Below are 18,473 nucleotides of genomic sequence, written 5' to 3'. Positions count from 1 at the left end.
ATCCCTGAAGGTTTAAATATTCGCGCTATCGCCGCGCTTCGTGCCGCCGTACGTAATCAGTGGCTGAAGTCTGATAATTTTGCAGACAAGGTTTACTGGAAGAGCATGCACTCTATTGCCAATGAGATCGTCGAGGCAATGATGAAAAATGAGCCACATCAACCTACCGAAAACCATATCCCATCCCGCGAAGCCATTATTGCTGGTGGCGTTTTGGTCCAATGCCCTCGATGCTATAACGATTCTTACCGTTTGAATGTTAATGGTCTGACTCATTATTGGTGCGACAAGTGTGCAAACTCCATTACTTCGGAGAGCAAATGACACTAATCATCCAATCCGAGGCTTATATCATTGGTATTGAGAAGGCACTAGACGATTCAGAGCGCACCGTTGGGAGCATCATCGAACCGCAGAAAGACGGATCTCTACGTGTTGTGGCTACGTTCAATGAGGCAGTAGCTTCCGTCATAGAGCAGCTGGACAACAAGGTACGCGCCGCCGAACAGCGCGTAAAAGAGATGGAAGCGAAACAGCAGCATATCAGCCTGAAACCGCAGCCGCTAACACTGGCGAACGAGACGATGGACGTTGAGCGCCTGCGTGAAATCGCTGAAGAGGACAATGGTAGCGACGTTAAGTTTGAATGCTCAGTGATGGCGCGCATGCTGCTTTCTGTGGCCCTAAACAGCGATCCAGTGGCCTATACCGACGCGGAGGAGTTGGAGAGCCTGGAAGGAGTTGATGGGCACTCTTACGCGCACCTGTGGCCAAACTCCTACGGTTTCGGCAAAGACATTGCGCTCTATACCGTTCCGCAGATGATGCCGCTGCCGGTGAACATCCTGGACGATGAAACCAATCGGGACGTCTTTGAAGCCTGGGTGGCGGACTATACCGGCCATACCAAAGGCTTTGTGCGCCAGTTCCGAGTAGACGACAAATACCGTAGCGACTCGATGTGGAATAAATACTGGAACACCTGGAACGCCTGCCGCGCCGCCATGCTTCAGGGTAGCCAACCTGTAAGCCAAACTTACAACTTGCCAGAATTAATCGAAGGCATGGAAGTTTCCATTGATGTAAGCACTTGTGATGCTGATTTAGGTAATCGCTATTTCGGTACTGTCACCGAGGTATCAGAACTGGACACAGCCAAGAACGGTTACATCCTTCTGGTTCAGGACGCAAAGCCAAATTTCGATGTGAATGGCAACTCTCCGGTAACTCAGGATGGTTGGATAAGCTGTAGTGAGCGAATGCCGGATAGCAAAACTGGCGTTCTTGTTGCCAGAGAGTTTGGCAGGAAAGGTGACTGGCGAATGAAATGGGCGACTTACATCCCGTGGCATCCTGACACTAATGATGGGTGGCTAATTCCTGGGGCGTCGTGGAAACCATCACACTGGATGCCGCTACCAGAGCCGCCGCAGGAGGAAAAGTAATGCAACCATTTGGGAAATTCTATTCGGTTGATGGTTGTACCTGTTCGTTGTGTCGCTCACGAGGCTACAGAAAAGGAAACGGATATGATGCTGAATTGAGAACCTGTAAACATCGAGCTCGTCAGCAGAGTAAGCGACTGATTGATAAGGAGTTAAGACAGTTCGAAAGCATTCGCGATTATTGATCAAACTGAACTATAGCAGAAGCCGTAAACAATTTGTTTTCAGAGTTAAGTTATTATCTAACCCTTCAAAATTGACCAACATTTGCTTTAATTTATACTGTACAAAAACACAGTATATATGGTGGCTAAAATGGGTGGCAAAGTACCTAACTACCAAATCGTTTATAGAGACGAGACACTCAATTATTTCAAGCCTGGAGGATATGTTTTCTTTCAAAGGCTTAAGGAATATGGCGGTGGTTATTGGTTAGGCAAAATTTACGAGGATGGGTTCGAGTTTGTGCTTGAAAGGCCAACCTCATTAAGTGAGGGAATTAAGCATTTACTTGTTTTAAAATACGTTGAAGATGGGTATTTGGAATTTGTAGATGATATCGACGACTTCAAGCTCCAATGATGCGATAGCTTTTAACATACCTCATGTGAAGATTATACGTTCGCATGTCATTCAGCACGTAACTATCTTATGCTGAAAGATAAAACAAGCGCTCTTCGGGGTGCTTGTTTGCTTATCGGGAGAGTCCACAGATGCTGAAGCGCAGCAGCTCGGCTCTCAGCACCGCAAAAATAACAATCCTCGCACTCGCGGGGATTTTTTTATCTGAACTCGCTACGGCGGGTTTTTTATTGGAGATAGATGATGGCAATGAATAAACGAGAAAAAGAACAACTTGAAAACGCTGTTCGCCTTATGGATATAAACCGATCGCTTAGATGGTCTGACTATGGAGCAGATCGCGATGTAGGCGTACCAGATAGCATCACCCAGTATGTTAACGGTTGGTCTATCAACACATATTCCTGCCGTGTATATAAATCATGGTCATCCACTGTATCTCATGGTGACGGATGGGTTGAAAATGAAGAAAGACCCCGCTCCGCATCACAGAAAGGGATTGCGCAATACAGCACCAAAGAAAAGGCACTTAAAGCATTAAGGCATTGCATGGAAATGAAGTTTGCAGAAGCACTATACGAGATAGACCAGCAAATTCTCGCCACCGACGCGGAGTAACCATAGAATCACACAGCCTCACACTCGATGAGGCCTGTGCATTTCTCAAGATATCCAATAACCAGCCTTGCGCTGGTTTTTTCTTGCGTGAATTTGCAGAGGTAATGAGATGTACTTAACGCTTCCAGAGTGGAACCAGCGACAGCCAAGGCCAAGAAGCCTTGAGACAGTTCGACGCTGGGTTAGAGAGTGTCGGATCTCCCCTCCTCCGCTTAAGGATGGAAGGGAGTATCTGTTTCATGAGAACGCAGTAAAAATCGACGTTAAAAATAAGCCAACAGGCAGACTTTTGAAGAGGATTAGAGATGGGAAGAAGGCGAAGCCATGAACGCCGTGATTTGCCTCCAAACTTGTATATCAGGAACAACGGTTATTATTGCTATCGAGACCCAAGGACGGGTAAGGAGTTTGGGTTAGGTCGCGACCGGAGAATCGCAGTAACAGAAGCAGTTCAGGCGAACATTGAGTTATTTTCCAGCGCTGAACGAAAAAGTCTTACGTCGCGGATCAATAATGAAGATGCAATGACCATGCACGCATGGCTGGAAAAATATGACAGTATCATATCAGTCAGAGGACTCAGGCCTAAAACACTTGCTGATTACAGAAGCAAAATAAGAGCCATAAAGGAGCGGTTTCAGGACATTCCATTGTCAGATATAACAACCAGGGATATTGCCACCATACTCAATGATTATGTTTCAGAAGGAAAGTCGGCCACATCAAAGTTAATCAGATCGACGTTGAGTGACATTTTCAGAGAAGCTATAGCTGAAGGCTTCATACACTCAAACCCAGTCACTGCCACAAGGGCCGCTAAATCTGAAGTTAAAAGGGTCAGATTAACCACCGATGAATTCATGAAAATATATGATGCTGCCGGGAAGCAGCCGCCATGGGTGAAACTGTCTATGGAGATAGCATTACTTACCGGGCAGCGTGTTAGTGATATCTGTGCAATGAAATGGGTTGACATTTCAGAAGGATTTCTACACGTACAACAACAAAAGACAGGAGCAAAACTGGCGATACCGGTAACGATTAAGCTTGATGCAGCTAACCTTTCGCTTTCAGATACGCTGAAGAGATGTAAATCACTTTCGCAAGGAGAAACAATAATTTCCTCTACACGAAGCGAAGCGCTTTCATCAGGGACGGTATCAAGGTATTTTATGCGCGCACGCAAGGAATCTGGACTTTCTTTCAGCGGAGAACCGCCAACATTTCATGAGATACGCAGCCTGTCTGCAAGGCTCTATGAGAAACAGTATGGCGAAAGATTTGCGCAGCACCTTCTAGGACATAAGTCTGATAGCATGGCTGCGCAATATAGGAACGATCGCGGGAGAGAGTGGGAGAGAATAGAAATCAGCTAGTGATTTTATTTTGACTAATAGTGACCTTCGTTGCGTAACACTTTGAACGGAAATACTTTTTTATACGTTCAACTTAGTATAAAAAAGCAGGCTTCAATGGATGTCATTTAACTTTTTCAAGCCCGGAGCAACCTGTGAATACATTATCGGTTTCCCGTCTGGCGCTGGCACTGGCTTTTGGCGTGACGCTGAGCGCCTGTAGCTCTACGCCACCCGATCAGATCCCTTCCGATCAAACCGCGCCTGGCACCGCCTCGCGCCCCATTCTGTCGGCAAATGAAGCGAAAAACTTCGTTGCGGCGCGCTATTTTGCCTCCCTGACGCCGAATACCGCCCCGTGGTCGCCGTCGCCGATTACCCTGCCCGCACAGCCTGACTTTGTGGTGGGGCCGGCAGGTACGCCAGGCGTTACGCACACCTCGATTCAGGCCGCGGTCGATGCGGCAATGGTTAAACGCACGAACAAACGCCAGTACATTGCTATTATGCCGGGCGACTATCAGGGGACCGTGTATGTTCCCGCCGCGCCGGGAAGTCTGACCCTGTACGGGACCGGTGAAAAACCGATCGATGTGAAAATTGGGATGGCGATTGATGGTGAAATGAGCGTCGCTGACTGGCGCCGCGCGGTGAATCCCGGCGGGAAATATATGCCTGGTAAACCCGCCTGGTATATGTTCGATAACTGCCAAAGCAAACACGCCGCAACGATCGGTGTGATGTGTTCTGCCGCGTTCTGGTCGCAGAATAACGGTCTGCAGCTACAAAATCTGACCATCGAGAACACGCTGGGCGACAGTGTCGATGCCGGAAACCATCCGGCGGTGGCGTTGCGTACCGATGGCGACAAAGTCCAGATTAACAAGGTCAATATCCTTGGCCGCCAGAACACCTTCTTTGTGACCAACAGCGGCGTGCAGAACCGTCTGCAGACCGATCGTCAGCCGCGTACGCTGGTGACGAACAGCTATATTGAAGGCGATGTGGATATGGTTTCCGGACGCGGCGCCGTGGTGTTCGATAACACCAACTTCCAGGTCGTCAACTCCCGCACACAGCAGGAAGCCTACATCTTCGCCCCGGCGACGCTGTCCAATATTTACTATGGCTTTTTGGCGATCAACAGCCGCTTTAACGCCTCCGGCGATGGCGTTGCGCAGCTTGGCCGCTCGCTGGATGTCGACGCCAACACCAACGGTCAGGTCGTGATCCGCGACAGCGTGATTAACGAGGGCTTCAACGTTGCCAAACCGTGGGCCGACGCGGTCATCTCGAAACGTCCGTTTGCCGGAAATACGGGAACCGTGGATGACAAAGACGAGGTGCAGCGTAATCTGAACGACACTAACTACAACCGCATGTGGGAATACAACAACCGCGGTGTAGGCAGTAAAGTGGTGGCGGAACCTAAGCAGTAATCGCCGTTCCGGTTCAGGCTTATAAACGGGCCGCCGCAGCAGATGTGGCGGCCCGTGGTTTTACTGCAAGCGATGTTTATCGAAATTAATCAGGCATCCTGCCCTGGTGAGCTCCAGCCCGCCGCCCTCCGGCACACAGCGCTTTAGTACGCGTTCACCACAACCCACATTGGCCCCTGGCCGACGGCATAACGACCTTTTTCCGTCAGCAACCCCTGAGTGCCCGTAATTTCATAGACCGCGATATGATGTGATTTTTGACCCGCAGCAATCAGGTATTTTCCGCTATTGTCGATATTAAAGCCGCGCGGTTGGGCTTCCGTCGGCTGGAAGCCTTCAACGCTCAGTACGCTGCCGTCTTCGGAGACACTAAAGACGGTAATCAGACTGGCGGTGCGGTCACAGGCATACAGATGCCGTCCATCCGGCGTAATATGAATATCCGCCGCCCAACGGGTATCGGAAAAATCGGCGGGCATCATATCCAGGGTTTGTACGCACTCTATCTCGCCATGCGGATTTTTAAGCTGCCAGACATCCACCGAACTGTTCAGTTCATTGACGCAATACGCATATTGTCGATTCGGGTGGAAGACCATATGACGCGGGCCTGCCCCTTCGACTGTATTTACTTCCGCCGGCTCCTGGGCCACCAGATGGCCGTCATCGCTTAGCGTAAACAGACAAATGCGATCCTGTTTTAGCGCAGGCACCCACAGGGTACGGTTATCAGACGTAATATTTGCCGAGTGGCAGCCGTCCAGCCCTTCCACCACATCCACCAGCTCAACCGGCAGACCATCCTGTAAGCGCGTCACGCTGACATTACCGGCGTTATACGATCCGACAAAGACAAAACGACCATGATGATCGGTAGAAATATGGGTCGGGCTACCCGGCAGGGCGGATTCGGCGGCAAACGTCAGCGCGCCATCATCCGGCGCAATACGATACGCCAGGACACGAAACTCCGGGCGCACGCCGACATAGAGGTAGCGTTTATCCGGACTGACCACCATTGGCTGAACCTGACCGGGCACATCCACGACCTGCACCAGCGTCAGCGTCCCTTCGTGGTTCAGGCTCCAGACGTGAATTTGCTGACTCTCAGGGCTGGCGGTATAGACTGTTTGTTTCATGAATACTCCTTTGCATATGGCATGTAGCTGCAATAACAGGACACAGCTTAACGTAGTCGCTTTTGACGGCGAATGCTGAATTCAGACGCAGAATTTTGTCTGCTTACCGTCCCGGTGTACCATGCCGACAGACGGAATTATTACTCTTAATCTGGAAAAAATTATGACTGCACGCGTGATTGCCCTCGATTTAGACGGAACATTATTAACCCCGCATAAAACCTTACTCCCCTCCTCGCTTGAAGCGCTATCACGCGCCAAAGAGGCGGGCTTTCAACTTATCATTGTCACTGGTCGCCATCACGTTGCTATTCATCCTTTTTATCAGGCGCTGGCGCTGGAAACACCTGCTATTTGCTGCAACGGCACCTATTTGTATGATTATCAAGCTAAAACTGTCCTGGATGCCGATCCTATGCCCGTGGATAAGGCGTTGCAGTTGATTGATTTACTGGATGAGCATCAGATTCACGGCCTGATGTATGTTGATGACGCTATGCTTTACGAACACCCAACCGGTCACGTCGTGCGTACCTCCCGGTGGGCGCAGACCTTGCCGCCGGAGCAACGTCCGACCTTTACACAGGTCTCTTCGTTGGCGCAGGCGGCGCGCGACGTGAATGCCGTGTGGAAGTTTGCGCTTACCAATGAAGATATTCCCAGGCTACAGCGGTTCGGTCAGCATGTTGAACAGGCGCTTGGCCTGGAGTGCGAATGGTCATGGCACGATCAGGTGGATATCGCGCGCAAAGGCAACAGTAAAGGCAAGCGCCTTACCCAGTGGATAGAAGCGCAGGGAGGGTCAATGAAAAATGTGATCGCTTTCGGCGATAACTACAACGACATCAGTATGCTGGAGGCGGCAGGCACCGGCGTTGCGATGGGCAACGCCGATGAGGCGGTGAAAGCGCGCGCTGACGTCGTGATCGGCGATAACACTACCGATAGCATCGCCAAATTTATTTACACCCACCTGCTATAGTCAGGCGGTGATAGAAACGCTTTTCACCTGCGCGTAAAGCCACAGGCCAGGCTTGATACTCAGCTCATCCCTGGCCCACGGGCTGATTCGCGCCCACAGAGTTCTTCCGCCTATCTCAAGCTGGACTTCCACCTGCCCGTTATCGTCATAACAATTCGCCACTTTTGCCCGCAATACGTTGCGGATACTGGTCTGCTGCGGCGGCTGTAGTACCAGCGAGACATCCGACGCCTGTATACGAATACGCAGTGTGGATTGCAGCGGCTGATTGAGTTTATTTACCCACAGGTGCTGGTCGCCAAGCGCCAAAGCGGTCATGGCATAATGTGGGTGATGCTCCAGCACGCTAACTTTCAGAATACTGCTCTGTTGCTCTTTCGGCAGCCACGGGTGCATAACGCTGCTTCCCCAGACCTCCTCCAGCGGGCCAAACGCTTTAACCTGTCCATCCTCCAGCACCATGACTTTATCCGCCAGGTGGAGAATTTCATCGAGAGAATGGCTGACATACAGCATGGGAATATTGATTTCTCGCGCCAGCCGTTGCAGGTACGGCAGTAATTCGCGTTTACGCGGGATATCCAGCGAGGCCAACGGTTCGTCCAACAGCAGCAACTCCGGGGCGGTGAGCAATGCCCGGCCTATCGCTACGCGCTGTTTTTCTCCGCCGGACAGGCTCCCCGGCAGGCGATCAAGCAACGCTTCAATTCCCAGCAGCGACACCAGCTTATCAAACTGGCCGGTCATGCTTTTCGCCATGCCGTAGCGCAAATTGCCGCGTACTTTGTAATGGGGGAACAGGCGCGCATCCTGGAAAACATAACCGATGCGGCGCTTTTCCGGCGTTAAACAGATACCGTTTTCCGCGTCATGCAACACCCGGCCATTCAGCGCGATGCGTCCTTTTTGCGGGCGAGTCAAACCGCTGATGGCATTAATCAGCGAGGTTTTTCCCGCGCCGGAGACGCCAAAGATAGCCGTGATCCCACTGGCTGGCAGCGTTTCGTTGAGGGTTAAACAGTGCGTTCCCAGCGTCTGGGAAAAATTAAGCTCCAGCATGGTTAGCGCCCCGTCCGTTCACGGCTAATCCGCGCCAGCCATTCAGAAATTAATAGCGAAATCAGCGCTAATACAATCGAAATCACGCACAGCCTCGCCGCCGCGCTCTCCCCGCCCGGCGTCTGGATCAAGGTATACATGGCGGAAGGTATGGTGCGGGTTTCGCCCGGAATATTGGAAACAAAGGTAATGGTCGCGCCAAATTCGCCAAGCGAACGGGCAAACGCCAGCACCGTACCGACAATAATGCCCGGCAGGGTAAGCGGTAAGGTGATAGTCAGAAAAACGCGCCAGCGCCCGGCACCCAGCGTTCTGGCGGCCTGTTCAAGCTTGATATCCACCCCCTCCAGCGCCAGCCGAATGGCCCGCACCATCAGCGGGAAGGACATCACCGCCGACGCCAGCACGGCGCCGCGCCAGCTAAAGGCAAACGTGAGACCGAACCAGTCATACAGCCACTGGCCAATAAACCCGCGTCGCCCCATCGACACCAGCAGCAGATAGCCGACCACCACCGGCGGCAGCACCAGCGGCAGATGCAGGACGCTATCAAGTAAGGCTTTGCCCGGAAACCGGCATCGCACCAGTAACCAGGCAAAAAAGATCCCAAACGGCAGGCTAAACAGCACGGCCAGGGAAGACACTTTCAGGCTAAGAAGGACAGCCTGCCATTCTGGATCGGTCAGTATCATTACTTCGTCGTAAATCCATAACGTTTAAAGATTGCCGAGGCCTGCGGTCCTTTCAGGTAATCATAGAACGCGCTGACGGTCGCATTTTTATGCCCCTCCACGATAGCGATGGGGTATTCCACTTTTTTATGTGAATCTTCCGGGAACGTCGCCACCACGTTGACCCCCTTGCTGGCGACCGCATCAGAACCGTATACAATGCCCAAAGGCGCTTCGTTACGTTCGACCAGCGCCAACGCGCCGCGCACATCCTCGCCCGGCGCCAGTTTCGGTTCAAGCGTTTGCCATGCGCCCAACTTTTGCAGCGCTTCTTTGGCATAAATTCCCGCCGGTACGTGTTGCGGATCGCCCACCGCCAGACGCCCGCCGTACAGCAGACGAATCCAGTCCGTTTTGTTGTCGATGGTAAACGGTTTCTGCCCGCTGGCTTTCGGCGCTACCACCACCAGGCTATTGCCAAGCAATGTTTCGCGCGTCGTGGTATCCACCGCTTTTTTATCGGCTGCGTAATCCATCCATTTCTGGTCAGCAGAGATGAACAGATCCGCCGGCGCGCCCGCTTCTATCTGGCGCGCCAGCGTTGAAGAGGAGGCGAATGAGGAAACCACATCCACATTTTTCTCTTTTTTATATTCTGCCGCAATGTCTTGCATCGCGTTCGTTAGCGACGCGGCGGCGAATACGGTGATCTTGCCTTCATCCGCCAGCGCATGACCAGCGATGACGAAAGATAATGTCGCCCCTGCGACCAGGCGTAACCAGGAATGCGCCATCTGTAACTCCTTGTGCGTTTCGTTATGTAAACGATAATATAACGATAATCTCAGGGGTTTCCCAGCGGTTATTCATACCCATTAACGATTAAACACAGAAAATATCGGCAGGAAAAGCAGGATCTTGAGTAACAAAAACGCCCGACTGAGCGGGCGTTTGGGGAAATCAGCGGTTCTGTCTGGACTGGTCTTTCTGACCGATACCGGAAAAAATGTTGAACACCTCACCCAGACCGTAAATCAGACCGAGGATGATGGCCATCACTACCGGTACCATGATGACGGCGAATACCAGACTTTTTAATAACTCTAACATGGGCAACTCCAGATATAGTCCTTTTTGTATTTTAACCGCATCACACAGAAAAGCACTCCCCTTTTGTGCGGTCGGCTTTGCGCTGACGCGCTTTTCAGTCACAATAGTCTTTTTACCAGGAGCTGGTTATGCAGGCCGAAATCCTTCTTACCCTGAAACTTCAGCAAAAGCTTTTTGCCGATCCCCGACGTATCTCTCTGCTGAAACACATTGCGCTTTCCGGCTCGATTAGTCAGGGCGCGAAAGACGCGGGAATCAGCTATAAGAGCGCCTGGGATGCGATAAACGACATGAACCAGCTTAGCGAACATATGCTGGTTGAACGCGCAACGGGCGGCAAAGGCGGCGGCGGCGCGGTATTAACCCGCTATGGCCAGCGTCTGATCCAGCTTTACGATTTGCTGGGCCAAATTCAGCAAAAAGCGTTCGATGTGTTAAGCGACGATGACGCCCTGCCGCTTGACAGTCTGCTGGCCGCTATCTCCCGCTTTTCACTGCAAACCAGCGCCCGAAATCAGTGGTTCGGCACCATTACCGCCCGCGATCGCGATCAGGTGCAACAGCATGTCGACGTGCTGCTGGCCGACGGCAAAACGCGGCTCAAAGTCGCGCTGACGGCGCAAAGCGGCGAGCGTCTCGGCCTGGAGGAAGGTAAAGAAGTGCTGATCCTGCTAAAAGCGCCGTGGGTTGGCATTACCCGGGATGCAGCCGTTGCGCGCGCCGCTGACAATCAGTTGTCGGGAACGATCAGCCATATCGAGCGCGGCGCGGAACAGTGTGAAGTGTTGATGGCGCTGCCGGACGGCCAGACGCTGTGCGCCACGATACCGACTGCGGATGCCGCCACGTTAAAGGAAGGCGATGACGTGATTGCCTGGTTTAATGCGGACAGAGTGATTATTGCAACGTTGTGCTAAGCACATTGACATCCGTTGCCGAAAGACGTATCCCTGTCATTCATCGCTGCAAAAAATGGGATGCAAAATGTCATCGTTGCAAATTTCGCAAGGCACGTTTCGTCTGAGCGATACAAAAACACTTCATCTGGATTCGCTGACGCTCAATGCGGGCGATAGCTGGGCATTCGTTGGGGCTAACGGGAGCGGGAAGTCGGCGCTCGCCCGCGCGCTGGCGGGTGAACTGCCATTATTAACAGGCGAGCGCCAGTGTCGGTTTACCCGCATTACTCGTCTGTCCTTTGAACAATTGCAAAAGCTGGTCAGCGATGAGTGGCAACGTAATAACACCGATATGCTCAGTCCTGGCGAAGACGATACCGGGCGCACTACCGCGGAAATTATTCAGGATGATGTTCACCATCCTGCCCGCTGTGCGATGCTGGCGCAGCAGTTCGGCATTTTCGCTTTACTCGACAGGCGTTTTAAATACCTTTCTACCGGCGAGACGCGAAAAGCGCTGCTGTGTCAGGCGCTGATGTCTGAGCCGGAGTTATTAATCCTTGATGAACCGTTCGACGGACTTGACGTGACCGCCCGTCAACAACTGGCGCAACGCCTGACGGCGTTGAACCAGGCGGGTATGACCCTGGCGCTGGTACTCAACCGTTTTGATGAAATCCCGGACTTCGTGCAGTTTGCCGGCGTGCTTGCCGACTGTACGCTGGCGGAGACCGGAACGACGGCAGAGTTACTGCAACGGGCGTTGGTCGCTCAACTCGCGCACAGCGAGCGTCTGACCGACGTACAATTACCCGAACCGGACGAACCTTCCGCCCGCCATGCGTTACCCGATGGCGAACCACGGATCGTACTTAACGATGGCGTAGTCTCGTATAACGATCGCCCTATCCTCCACCACCTAAGCTGGCGAGTCAATCCGGGCGAACACTGGCAGATCGTCGGTCCTAACGGAGCGGGTAAGTCTACGCTGCTTAGCCTTATTACTGGCGATCATCCGCAAGGCTACAGCAACGATCTTACGCTGTTCGGGCGGCGGCGAGGAAGCGGCGAAACAATCTGGGATATCAAAAAACATATCGGCTACGTCAGCAGCAGTTTACATCTGGATTACCGCGTCAGTACCACGGTACGCAATGTCATTCTCTCCGGCTATTTCGATTCTATCGGCATTTACCAGGCTGTTTCAGACAGGCAACGAAAACTGGCGCAACAGTGGCTGGATATTCTGGGAATCGATAAGCGTACGGCGGATGCCCCCTTCCACAGTCTCTCCTGGGGACAGCAGCGGCTGGCGCTAATCGTGCGCGCGCTGGTTAAACATCCGACAGTGTTGATTCTGGATGAGCCGCTGCAAGGGTTGGATCCGCTGAACCGCCAACTGGTACGCCGTTTTGTAGATGTATTAATTCGCCAGGGAGAGACCCAACTGCTGTTCGTTTCCCATCATGCAGAGGATGCGCCTGCCTGTATTACCCACCGGCTGGAATTTGTACCAAATGGCGAACGTTATAAGTACGTTTCCGGACGATGCAATAATTAAATGTATTATCAGAATGGCGCCGCGCGCCATTCTGGAACCACTCTCCTTTTATTAAGAATAATAATAACGGTCGATAAGCTTACTATCTCTTGAATCGCTGACCGCCTCATTGTCATAATAATCCTGAAATTTTCGACAATGATGTCGTATGTGAATATAAGGGATTCATTATGGCTTTTCGTTTTCCACAAATAATACTATTTTTACTGGCAGCCATGTTATTTTGCCCCGGCAGTTATGCTGAGCAAAAGCCGACCGCTGCGCAGGAAGCGCGTAAAACCGCCGTTGAGGTCGCTGTTGAAGGCATGAGTCGCGCCGCCGTTGCGGGTCCGACAAAAATTAGTTTAGGTGATAAAGCCACGCTTAATCTACCGGAAGGATTTACCTGGATACCCGCAAAAGAAGCGGCGGTATTTATGCGTGAAATTGGTAACTATGTTGACGATGAATATTTTTACGGCCTCGTATTTAAAAAGGAAATGAATGGATTTATTTCTATCGAATATGATGATTCTGGTTATGTAAAAGATGATGATGCAAAAAATTGGGATGCCGATGAATTAATGGATAACCTGCGCAAAGGCACAAAAGAAGCGAATAAAGATCGTATTGCAAAAGGCATTGAGCCGATAGAAATTATTGGCTGGATCGAGAAGCCTACCTACGATGCAACCAATCATCGTCTGATCTGGTCCGCCGCCATCCATGATATCGGCACCAACGAACCACTGAATGAACAAGGCGTGAACTACAACACCTATCTGCTGGGACGTGAAGGCTATTTTTCTTTAAATCTGGTGACCGACAGAGGTTCTGTTGACCACGAAATCCCTCTGGCGAAAAGAATTCTCAGTTCCGTCAAGTTCAACGCTGGACAACGCTACGCTGACTTCAACGAATCAACGGACAAAATAGCGGAGTATGGGCTCGCCGCGCTGATTGGCGGTATCGCGGCCAAAAAAGTAGGTCTGCTTGCTATGCTCGGTATCGCGCTGCTTAAGTTCTGGAAAGTGACCGCCATCGGCGTCGTCGCTGTCGGGGCGCTCGCCAGGAAGCTACTCTCGCGTAAAAAAGACTGACAGCTCCTGCCCCGTCCGTTTCATTCCCAGGCGCGTAACGCGCCTTTTTTTCGGATAAAAAGCAGAAGCATTCTCAAGCCAGATGATTTGTAATCATTTAATTGATATAAATGCGTAAAATCACCAGTGTGTAAACGATTCCACTAATTTATTACATGTCACACTTTTCGCATCTTTGTTATGCTATGGTTATTCCATACCATAGGCTTAACGGAGCGAATTATGAGAGTATTGGTTACAGGTGGTAGCGGTTACATTGGAAGTCATACCTGCGTACAATTGCTGCAAAATGGTCATGACGTCGTCATCCTCGATAACCTCTGCAACAGCAAGCGCAGCGTGCTGCCCGTTATTGAACGTCTGGGCGGTAAGCACCCGACCTTTGTCGAAGGCGATATTCGCAACGAAGCGCTTATAACCGAAATTCTGCACGATCACGCGATTGATACCGTGATTCACTTTGCCGGCCTGAAAGCCGTCGGCGAATCGGTCGCCAGGCCGCTGGAGTACTATGACAACAACGTCAACGGTACGCTGCGGTTGGTCAGCGCCATGCGTGCGGCCAACGTTAAAAACCTTATTTTTAGCTCCTCCGCCACCGTTTATGGCGATCAGCCCAAAATTCCTTACGTCGAAAGTTTTCCTACCGGCACGCCGCAAAGCCCCTACGGCAAAAGTAAATTGATGGTAGAACAGATCCTCACCGATCTGCAAAAAGCCCAGCCGGAGTGGAGTATTGCGCTGCTGCGTTATTTCAACCCGGTCGGCGCGCACCCGTCGGGCGACATGGGAGAAGATCCGCAAGGTATTCCGAATAACCTGATGCCCTATATCGCCCAGGTCGCCGTGGGTCGTCGCGAATCGCTCGCCGTTTTCGGCAATGATTACCCGACCGAGGATGGCACCGGCGTACGCGATTACATTCACGTTATGGACTTAGCCGACGGGCACGTCGTGGCGATGGAAAAACTGGCGGACAAATCCGGCGTACATATTTATAACCTCGGCGCGGGTGTCGGCAGTAGCGTCCTGGATGTGGTCAACGCCTTTAGTAAAGCCTGCGGTAAACCCATTAATTACCACTTCGCGCCGCGTCGCGACGGCGATCTCCCGGCGTATTGGGCGGATGCCAGCAAAGCCGATCGCGAGCTGAACTGGCGCGTCACCCGCACGCTTGACGAAATGGCGCAGGACACCTGGCACTGGCAGTCACGCCATCCGCAGGGATACCCAGATTAAGGACGTTGTTATGACCCCATTTAATCCCATCGATCATCCGCATCGCCGTTATAACCCGCTTACCGGCCAGTGGGTTCTGGTTTCGCCGCATCGCGCAAAACGCCCCTGGCAGGGGGCGCAGGAAACGCCGTCTCAGCAAATGCTGCCGGCCCACGATCCGGACTGCTTCCTGTGTGCGGGCAATACGCGTGTCACCGGCGATAAAAATCCCGATTACAAAGGGACTTACGTCTTTACTAACGATTTCGCGGCGCTGATGGCCGATACGCCGGATGCGCCGGACAGCCACGATCCGCTGATGCGCTGTCAGAGCGCGCGCGGCACCAGCCGCGTGATCTGCTTTTCTCCCGATCACAGTAAAACGCTGCCGGAGTTGAGCCTGCCCGCGCTGACGGAAATCGTCAGAACCTGGCAAACGCAGACCGCCGAGTTAGGCAAAACCTATCCGTGGGTGCAGGTCTTTGAAAATAAAGGCGCGGCGATGGGCTGTTCGAACCCGCATCCGCATGGACAGGTCTGGGCCAACAGCTTCCTGCCGAATGAGGCCGAACGCGAAGATCGTTTACAAAAAGCCTATTTCGCCGAACAGCGTTCGCCAATGCTGGTGGATTATGTCCAGCGGGAACTGGCGGACGGCAGCCGCACCGTGGTCGAAACCGAACACTGGCTGGCGGTGGTGCCTTACTGGGCGGCGTGGCCGTTCGAAACGCTACTGTTACCCAAAACGCATGTCCTGCGCATTACCGATTTAAGCGACGAGCAGCGCGACTCTCTGGCGCTGGCGTTGAAAAAGCTGACCAGTCGTTATGACAACCTGTTTCAGTGTTCCTTCCCCTACTCAATGGGCTGGCACGGCGCGCCGTTTAACGGTGAAGAAAACGCACACTGGCAGTTGCACGCGCACTTTTATCCGCCGCTGCTGCGCTCTGCGACCGTCCGTAAATTTATGGTCGGCTATGAAATGCTGGCGGAAACCCAGCGTGATTTAACCGCAGAACAAGCGGCTGAACGCCTGCGCGCGGTCAGCGACATCCATTTTCGCGAATCCGGAGTATAAAAATGAATCTGAAAGAGAAAACGCGCGCGCTGTTTGCTGAAATTTTCGGCTACCCTGCCACCCACACGATTCAGGCGCCAGGCCGCGTCAACCTGATCGGCGAGCACACTGATTACAATGATGGTTTCGTTCTGCCCTGCGCTATCGATTACCAGACCGTAATTAGCTGTGCGCCGCGCGACGATCGTACCGTACGGGTGATTGCCGCCGATTACGACAATCAGGTGGACGAATTTTCACTGGATGCGCCGATCGTGACCCACGATAGCCAGCAGTGGTCTAACTATGTGCGCGGCGTAGTGAAACACCTGCAACAGCGTAACAACGCGTTTGGCGGCGTGGATATGGTCATCAGCGGCAATGTGCCGCAGGGCGCCGGGTTAAGCTCCTCCGCCTCGCTGGAAGTGGCGGTGGGCACCGTCTTCCAGCAGCTTTATCACCTGCCGCTGGACGGCGCGCAAATTGCGCTCAACGGACAAGAGGCCGAGAACCAGTTTGTCGGCTGTAACTGCGGCATTATGGATCAGCTCATCTCTGCGCTCGGCAAAAAAGATCATGCGTTGCTGATTGATTGCCGTACGCTCGGCGCCAAAGCGGTTTCCATGCCGAAAGGTGTCGCCGTGGTGATCATCAACAGTAACTTTAAGCGCACGCTGGTGGGCAGCGAGTATAATACCCGCCGTGAACAGTGCGAAACCGGCGCCCGTTTCTTCCAGCAGCCGGCCCTGCGCGATGTCAGCCTTGAGGCGTTCAATGCCGTTGCCAGCGAACTGGACCCGGTAGTCGCAAAACGCGTTCGCCATGTATTGAGCGAAAATGCGCGCACCGTTGAAGCGGCAAGCGCGCTGGAGAAAGGTGATTTGCAACGTATGGGCCAACTGATGGCGGAGTCCCATGCCTCAATGCGCGATGATTTCGAAATTACCGTCCCGCAGATAGACACGCTGGTAGACATTGTCAAAGCGACCATCGGCGATCAAGGCGGCGTGCGCATGACCGGCGGCGGCTTCGGCGGCTGTGTTGTCGCGCTGATCCCGGAAGATCTGGTTCCCGCTGTTCGGCAGGCCGTTGCGCAACAGTACGAAGCGAAAACCGGAATCAAAGAAACCTTTTATGTATGCAAACCGTCACAAGGAGCAGGACAGTGCTAAATGAAACGCCCGCACTGGCCCCCGATGGTCAACCGTACCGCCTGCTAACCCTGCGCAACAGCGCAGGGATGGTGGTAACGCTGATGGACTGGGGAGCCACTCTTCTTTCCGCCCGTATTCCGCTGTCTGACGGCAGCGTTCGGGAAGCATTGCTGGGCTGCGCCAGCCCGGAACACTACCCTGAACAGACGTCATTCCTCGGCGCCTCTATTGGCCGTTACGCGAACCGTATCGCCAATAGCCGCTATACGTTTGCCGGCGAAACCGTACAGTTAAGCCCAAGCCAGGGCGAGAACCAGCTACACGGCGGACCGGAAGGCTTTGACAAGCGCCGCTGGCAAATTGTGAACCAGAACGATCGCCAGGTATTATTCGCGCTCACCTCTGATGACGGCGACCAGGGTTTTCCCGGCCATCTTTGCGCCACGGCGCAATATCGTCTGACCGATGACAATAGAATCTCCATCACCTACCGGGCAACGGTCGATAAACCCTGTCCGGTGAATTTGACCAACCACGTCTATTTTAATCTGGACGGCGATCGGACCGACGTGCGCCAACATAAGCTGCAAATTCTGGCGGATGAGTATCTGCCGGTAGATGAATCCGGTATTCCACGCCAGGGGCTAAAATCGGTAGCCAATACCTCGTTTGACTTCCGGATGCCAAAAGTCATTGCCAGCGAGTTTCTCGCCGATGACGATCAGCGCAAGGTTAAAGGCTACGATCATGCTTTCCTGCTACAGACGCAGGGTGATGGCAAAAAGCCGGCGGCCCGTCTGTGGTCACAGGATGGAAAGCTACAAATGATGGTTTACACCACCGCCCCGGCGCTACAGTTTTATTCCGGCAATTATCTGGCGGGTACACCTTCCCGCGGACCGGAACCTTATGCCGACTGGCAAGGGCTGGCGCTGGAAAGCGAACTGCTGCCGGACAGCCCGAATCATCCTGAATGGCCGCAGCCTGACTGTATCCTTCGCCCTGGCGAGGAGTACGCCAGCCTGACCGAGTATCAGTTTATTCCGTTCTAACGATATGCCGCTACATGCCCGATGACGCAAGCTTATCGGGCCTACGCGCCATT

General features: G+C 52.8%; 20 protein-coding genes and 2 pseudogenes. 17 read left to right on the top strand and 5 right to left on the bottom strand.

Annotation, left to right across the window (positions count from 1 at the left end):
- The 9 genes and pseudogenes from ABVN36_RS15830 to ABVN36_RS15790 form a co-directional block, all read left to right on the top strand.
- On the top strand, positions 1-324 hold a 324-nt coding region (locus ABVN36_RS15830; RefSeq protein WP_187791546.1), incomplete at its 5' end, for a hypothetical protein.
- Between the two features lie 665 nt (positions 325-989).
- Positions 990-1,445 (top strand): annotated as a pseudogene (locus tag ABVN36_RS15825) (DUF551 domain-containing protein); the annotation flags it as partial.
- Between the two features lie 315 nt (positions 1,446-1,760).
- Positions 1,761-2,027, top strand: coding sequence for a hypothetical protein (locus ABVN36_RS15820; protein ID WP_023138681.1), 267 nt, complete (start codon positions 1,761-1,763; stop codon positions 2,025-2,027).
- A 131-nt stretch (positions 2,028-2,158) separates the two neighbouring features.
- Positions 2,159-2,284 carry a hypothetical protein gene (locus tag ABVN36_RS15815; protein ID WP_023138682.1) on the top strand — a complete coding sequence of 42 codons (126 nt, stop codon included), beginning with the start codon at positions 2,159-2,161 and terminating at the stop codon, positions 2,282-2,284.
- A complete protein-coding gene (locus tag ABVN36_RS15810; protein ID WP_223163363.1) occupies positions 2,268-2,645 on the top strand; it encodes a hypothetical protein in 378 nt (125 codons plus the stop codon). Before ABVN36_RS15815 ends, ABVN36_RS15810 begins: the two co-directional genes overlap by 17 nt.
- A 2-nt stretch (positions 2,646-2,647) precedes the next feature.
- Positions 2,648-2,734: pseudogene (locus ABVN36_RS15805) on the top strand (DNA-binding protein); the annotation flags it as partial.
- A gap of 20 nt (positions 2,735-2,754) precedes the next feature.
- Positions 2,755-2,973, top strand: a complete 219-nt coding sequence (locus ABVN36_RS15800; RefSeq protein WP_001556007.1) for an excisionase — start codon at positions 2,755-2,757, stop codon at positions 2,971-2,973.
- Entirely contained in the window at positions 2,951-4,021 is a 1,071-nt protein-coding gene (locus tag ABVN36_RS15795) for a tyrosine-type recombinase/integrase (protein ID WP_000533679.1), read from the top strand. The genes ABVN36_RS15800 and ABVN36_RS15795 overlap by 23 nt, the downstream gene beginning before the upstream one ends.
- A 134-nt stretch (positions 4,022-4,155) precedes the next feature.
- On the top strand, positions 4,156-5,439 hold the full coding sequence (locus tag ABVN36_RS15790) for a putative acyl-CoA thioester hydrolase (protein WP_023138897.1): 1,284 nt from the start codon (positions 4,156-4,158) through the stop codon (positions 5,437-5,439).
- Between the two features lie 143 nt (positions 5,440-5,582).
- Here ABVN36_RS15790 and pgl read toward each other — a convergent pair whose 3' ends face one another.
- Entirely contained in the window at positions 5,583-6,578 is a 996-nt protein-coding gene (gene pgl / locus ABVN36_RS15785; protein ID WP_023138898.1) for a 6-phosphogluconolactonase, read from the bottom strand.
- A gap of 163 nt (positions 6,579-6,741) precedes the next feature.
- Here pgl and ABVN36_RS15780 point away from each other — a divergent pair, with 163 nt between their 5' ends.
- The gene (locus tag ABVN36_RS15780; RefSeq protein ID WP_001682285.1) at positions 6,742-7,560 is read left to right on the top strand and encodes a pyridoxal phosphatase; all 819 of its coding nucleotides are present in this window, start codon (positions 6,742-6,744) and stop codon (positions 7,558-7,560) included.
- Here ABVN36_RS15780 and modC read toward each other — a convergent pair whose 3' ends face one another.
- The 4 genes from modC to ABVN36_RS15760 form a co-directional block, all read right to left on the bottom strand.
- Positions 7,561-8,619 carry a molybdenum ABC transporter ATP-binding protein ModC gene (modC, locus tag ABVN36_RS15775; protein WP_000891711.1) on the bottom strand — a complete coding sequence of 353 codons (1,059 nt, stop codon included), beginning with the start codon at positions 8,617-8,619 and terminating at the stop codon, positions 7,561-7,563. It lies immediately after the preceding gene.
- Between the two features lie 2 nt (positions 8,620-8,621).
- Complete coding sequence (gene modB, locus ABVN36_RS15770) at positions 8,622-9,311, bottom strand: molybdate ABC transporter permease subunit (protein WP_023138899.1); 690 nt, start codon at positions 9,309-9,311, stop codon at positions 8,622-8,624.
- Positions 9,311-10,084 (bottom strand): molybdate ABC transporter substrate-binding protein, encoded by a 774-nt coding sequence (gene modA / locus ABVN36_RS15765; protein ID WP_023138900.1) that lies wholly within the window; start codon positions 10,082-10,084, stop codon positions 9,311-9,313. The genes modB and modA overlap by 1 nt, the downstream gene beginning before the upstream one ends.
- 166 nt (positions 10,085-10,250) lie before the next feature.
- Complete coding sequence (locus tag ABVN36_RS15760) at positions 10,251-10,400, bottom strand: AcrZ family multidrug efflux pump-associated protein (protein WP_000891513.1); 150 nt, start codon at positions 10,398-10,400, stop codon at positions 10,251-10,253.
- Positions 10,401-10,528: 128 nt separating this feature from the next.
- Here ABVN36_RS15760 and modE point away from each other — a divergent pair, with 128 nt between their 5' ends.
- The 7 genes from modE to galM all read left to right on the top strand — a co-directional run bounded on the left by modE (position 10,529) and on the right by galM (position 18,420).
- Positions 10,529-11,317 (top strand): molybdenum-dependent transcriptional regulator, encoded by a 789-nt coding sequence (gene modE, locus ABVN36_RS15755; protein WP_001147416.1) that lies wholly within the window; start codon positions 10,529-10,531, stop codon positions 11,315-11,317.
- 67 nt (positions 11,318-11,384) lie between these two features.
- Positions 11,385-12,860 (top strand): molybdate ABC transporter ATP-binding protein ModF, encoded by a 1,476-nt coding sequence (gene modF, locus ABVN36_RS15750; protein WP_023138901.1) that lies wholly within the window; start codon positions 11,385-11,387, stop codon positions 12,858-12,860.
- Between the two features lie 170 nt (positions 12,861-13,030).
- Positions 13,031-13,939: a DUF2167 domain-containing protein gene (locus tag ABVN36_RS15745; protein ID WP_000885515.1), complete on the top strand. Its 909-nt coding sequence runs from the start codon at positions 13,031-13,033 to the stop codon at positions 13,937-13,939.
- A gap of 222 nt (positions 13,940-14,161) precedes the next feature.
- Positions 14,162-15,178: a UDP-glucose 4-epimerase GalE gene (galE, locus tag ABVN36_RS15740; protein ID WP_001265465.1), complete on the top strand. Its 1,017-nt coding sequence runs from the start codon at positions 14,162-14,164 to the stop codon at positions 15,176-15,178.
- Positions 15,179-15,188: 10 nt separating this feature from the next.
- Entirely contained in the window at positions 15,189-16,235 is a 1,047-nt protein-coding gene (gene galT, locus ABVN36_RS15735) for a galactose-1-phosphate uridylyltransferase (RefSeq protein ID WP_000187473.1), read from the top strand.
- Between the two features lie 2 nt (positions 16,236-16,237).
- Positions 16,238-17,386 carry a galactokinase gene (gene galK / locus ABVN36_RS15730; protein WP_001049365.1) on the top strand — a complete coding sequence of 383 codons (1,149 nt, stop codon included), beginning with the start codon at positions 16,238-16,240 and terminating at the stop codon, positions 17,384-17,386.
- Entirely contained in the window at positions 17,380-18,420 is a 1,041-nt protein-coding gene (gene galM, locus ABVN36_RS15725) for a galactose-1-epimerase (protein ID WP_000931428.1), read from the top strand. The genes galK and galM overlap by 7 nt, the downstream gene beginning before the upstream one ends.
- The last annotated feature ends 53 nt before the right edge of the window (positions 18,421-18,473 follow it).

It is taken from the genome of Salmonella sp. SJTUF15581, from assembly GCF_043356775.1.
GTDB lineage: Bacteria > Pseudomonadota > Gammaproteobacteria > Enterobacterales > Enterobacteriaceae > Salmonella > Salmonella enterica.
This window is presented reverse-complemented; position numbering and strand designations above follow the sequence as displayed.

Coding starts and splice junctions, on each gene's coding strand:
- ABVN36_RS15820 (WP_023138681.1), top strand. CDS start 1,761: ATGGGTGGCAAAGTACCTAACTACCAAATCGTTTATAGAGACGAGACA.
- ABVN36_RS15815 (WP_023138682.1), top strand. CDS start 2,159: ATGCTGAAGCGCAGCAGCTCGGCTCTCAGCACCGCAAAAATAACAATC.
- ABVN36_RS15810 (WP_223163363.1), top strand. CDS start 2,268: ATGATGGCAATGAATAAACGAGAAAAAGAACAACTTGAAAACGCTGTT.
- ABVN36_RS15800 (WP_001556007.1), top strand. CDS start 2,755: ATGTACTTAACGCTTCCAGAGTGGAACCAGCGACAGCCAAGGCCAAGA.
- ABVN36_RS15795 (WP_000533679.1), top strand. CDS start 2,951: ATGGGAAGAAGGCGAAGCCATGAACGCCGTGATTTGCCTCCAAACTTG.
- pgl (WP_023138898.1), bottom strand. CDS start 6,578: ATGAAACAAACAGTCTATACCGCCAGCCCTGAGAGTCAGCAAATTCAC.
- ABVN36_RS15780 (WP_001682285.1), top strand. CDS start 6,742: ATGACTGCACGCGTGATTGCCCTCGATTTAGACGGAACATTATTAACC.
- modC (WP_000891711.1), bottom strand. CDS start 8,619: ATGCTGGAGCTTAATTTTTCCCAGACGCTGGGAACGCACTGTTTAACC.
- modB (WP_023138899.1), bottom strand. CDS start 9,311: ATGATACTGACCGATCCAGAATGGCAGGCTGTCCTTCTTAGCCTGAAA.
- modA (WP_023138900.1), bottom strand. CDS start 10,084: ATGGCGCATTCCTGGTTACGCCTGGTCGCAGGGGCGACATTATCTTTC.
- ABVN36_RS15760 (WP_000891513.1), bottom strand. CDS start 10,400: ATGTTAGAGTTATTAAAAAGTCTGGTATTCGCCGTCATCATGGTACCG.
- modE (WP_001147416.1), top strand. CDS start 10,529: ATGCAGGCCGAAATCCTTCTTACCCTGAAACTTCAGCAAAAGCTTTTT.
- modF (WP_023138901.1), top strand. CDS start 11,385: ATGTCATCGTTGCAAATTTCGCAAGGCACGTTTCGTCTGAGCGATACA.
- ABVN36_RS15745 (WP_000885515.1), top strand. CDS start 13,031: ATGGCTTTTCGTTTTCCACAAATAATACTATTTTTACTGGCAGCCATG.
- galE (WP_001265465.1), top strand. CDS start 14,162: ATGAGAGTATTGGTTACAGGTGGTAGCGGTTACATTGGAAGTCATACC.
- galT (WP_000187473.1), top strand. CDS start 15,189: ATGACCCCATTTAATCCCATCGATCATCCGCATCGCCGTTATAACCCG.
- galK (WP_001049365.1), top strand. CDS start 16,238: ATGAATCTGAAAGAGAAAACGCGCGCGCTGTTTGCTGAAATTTTCGGC.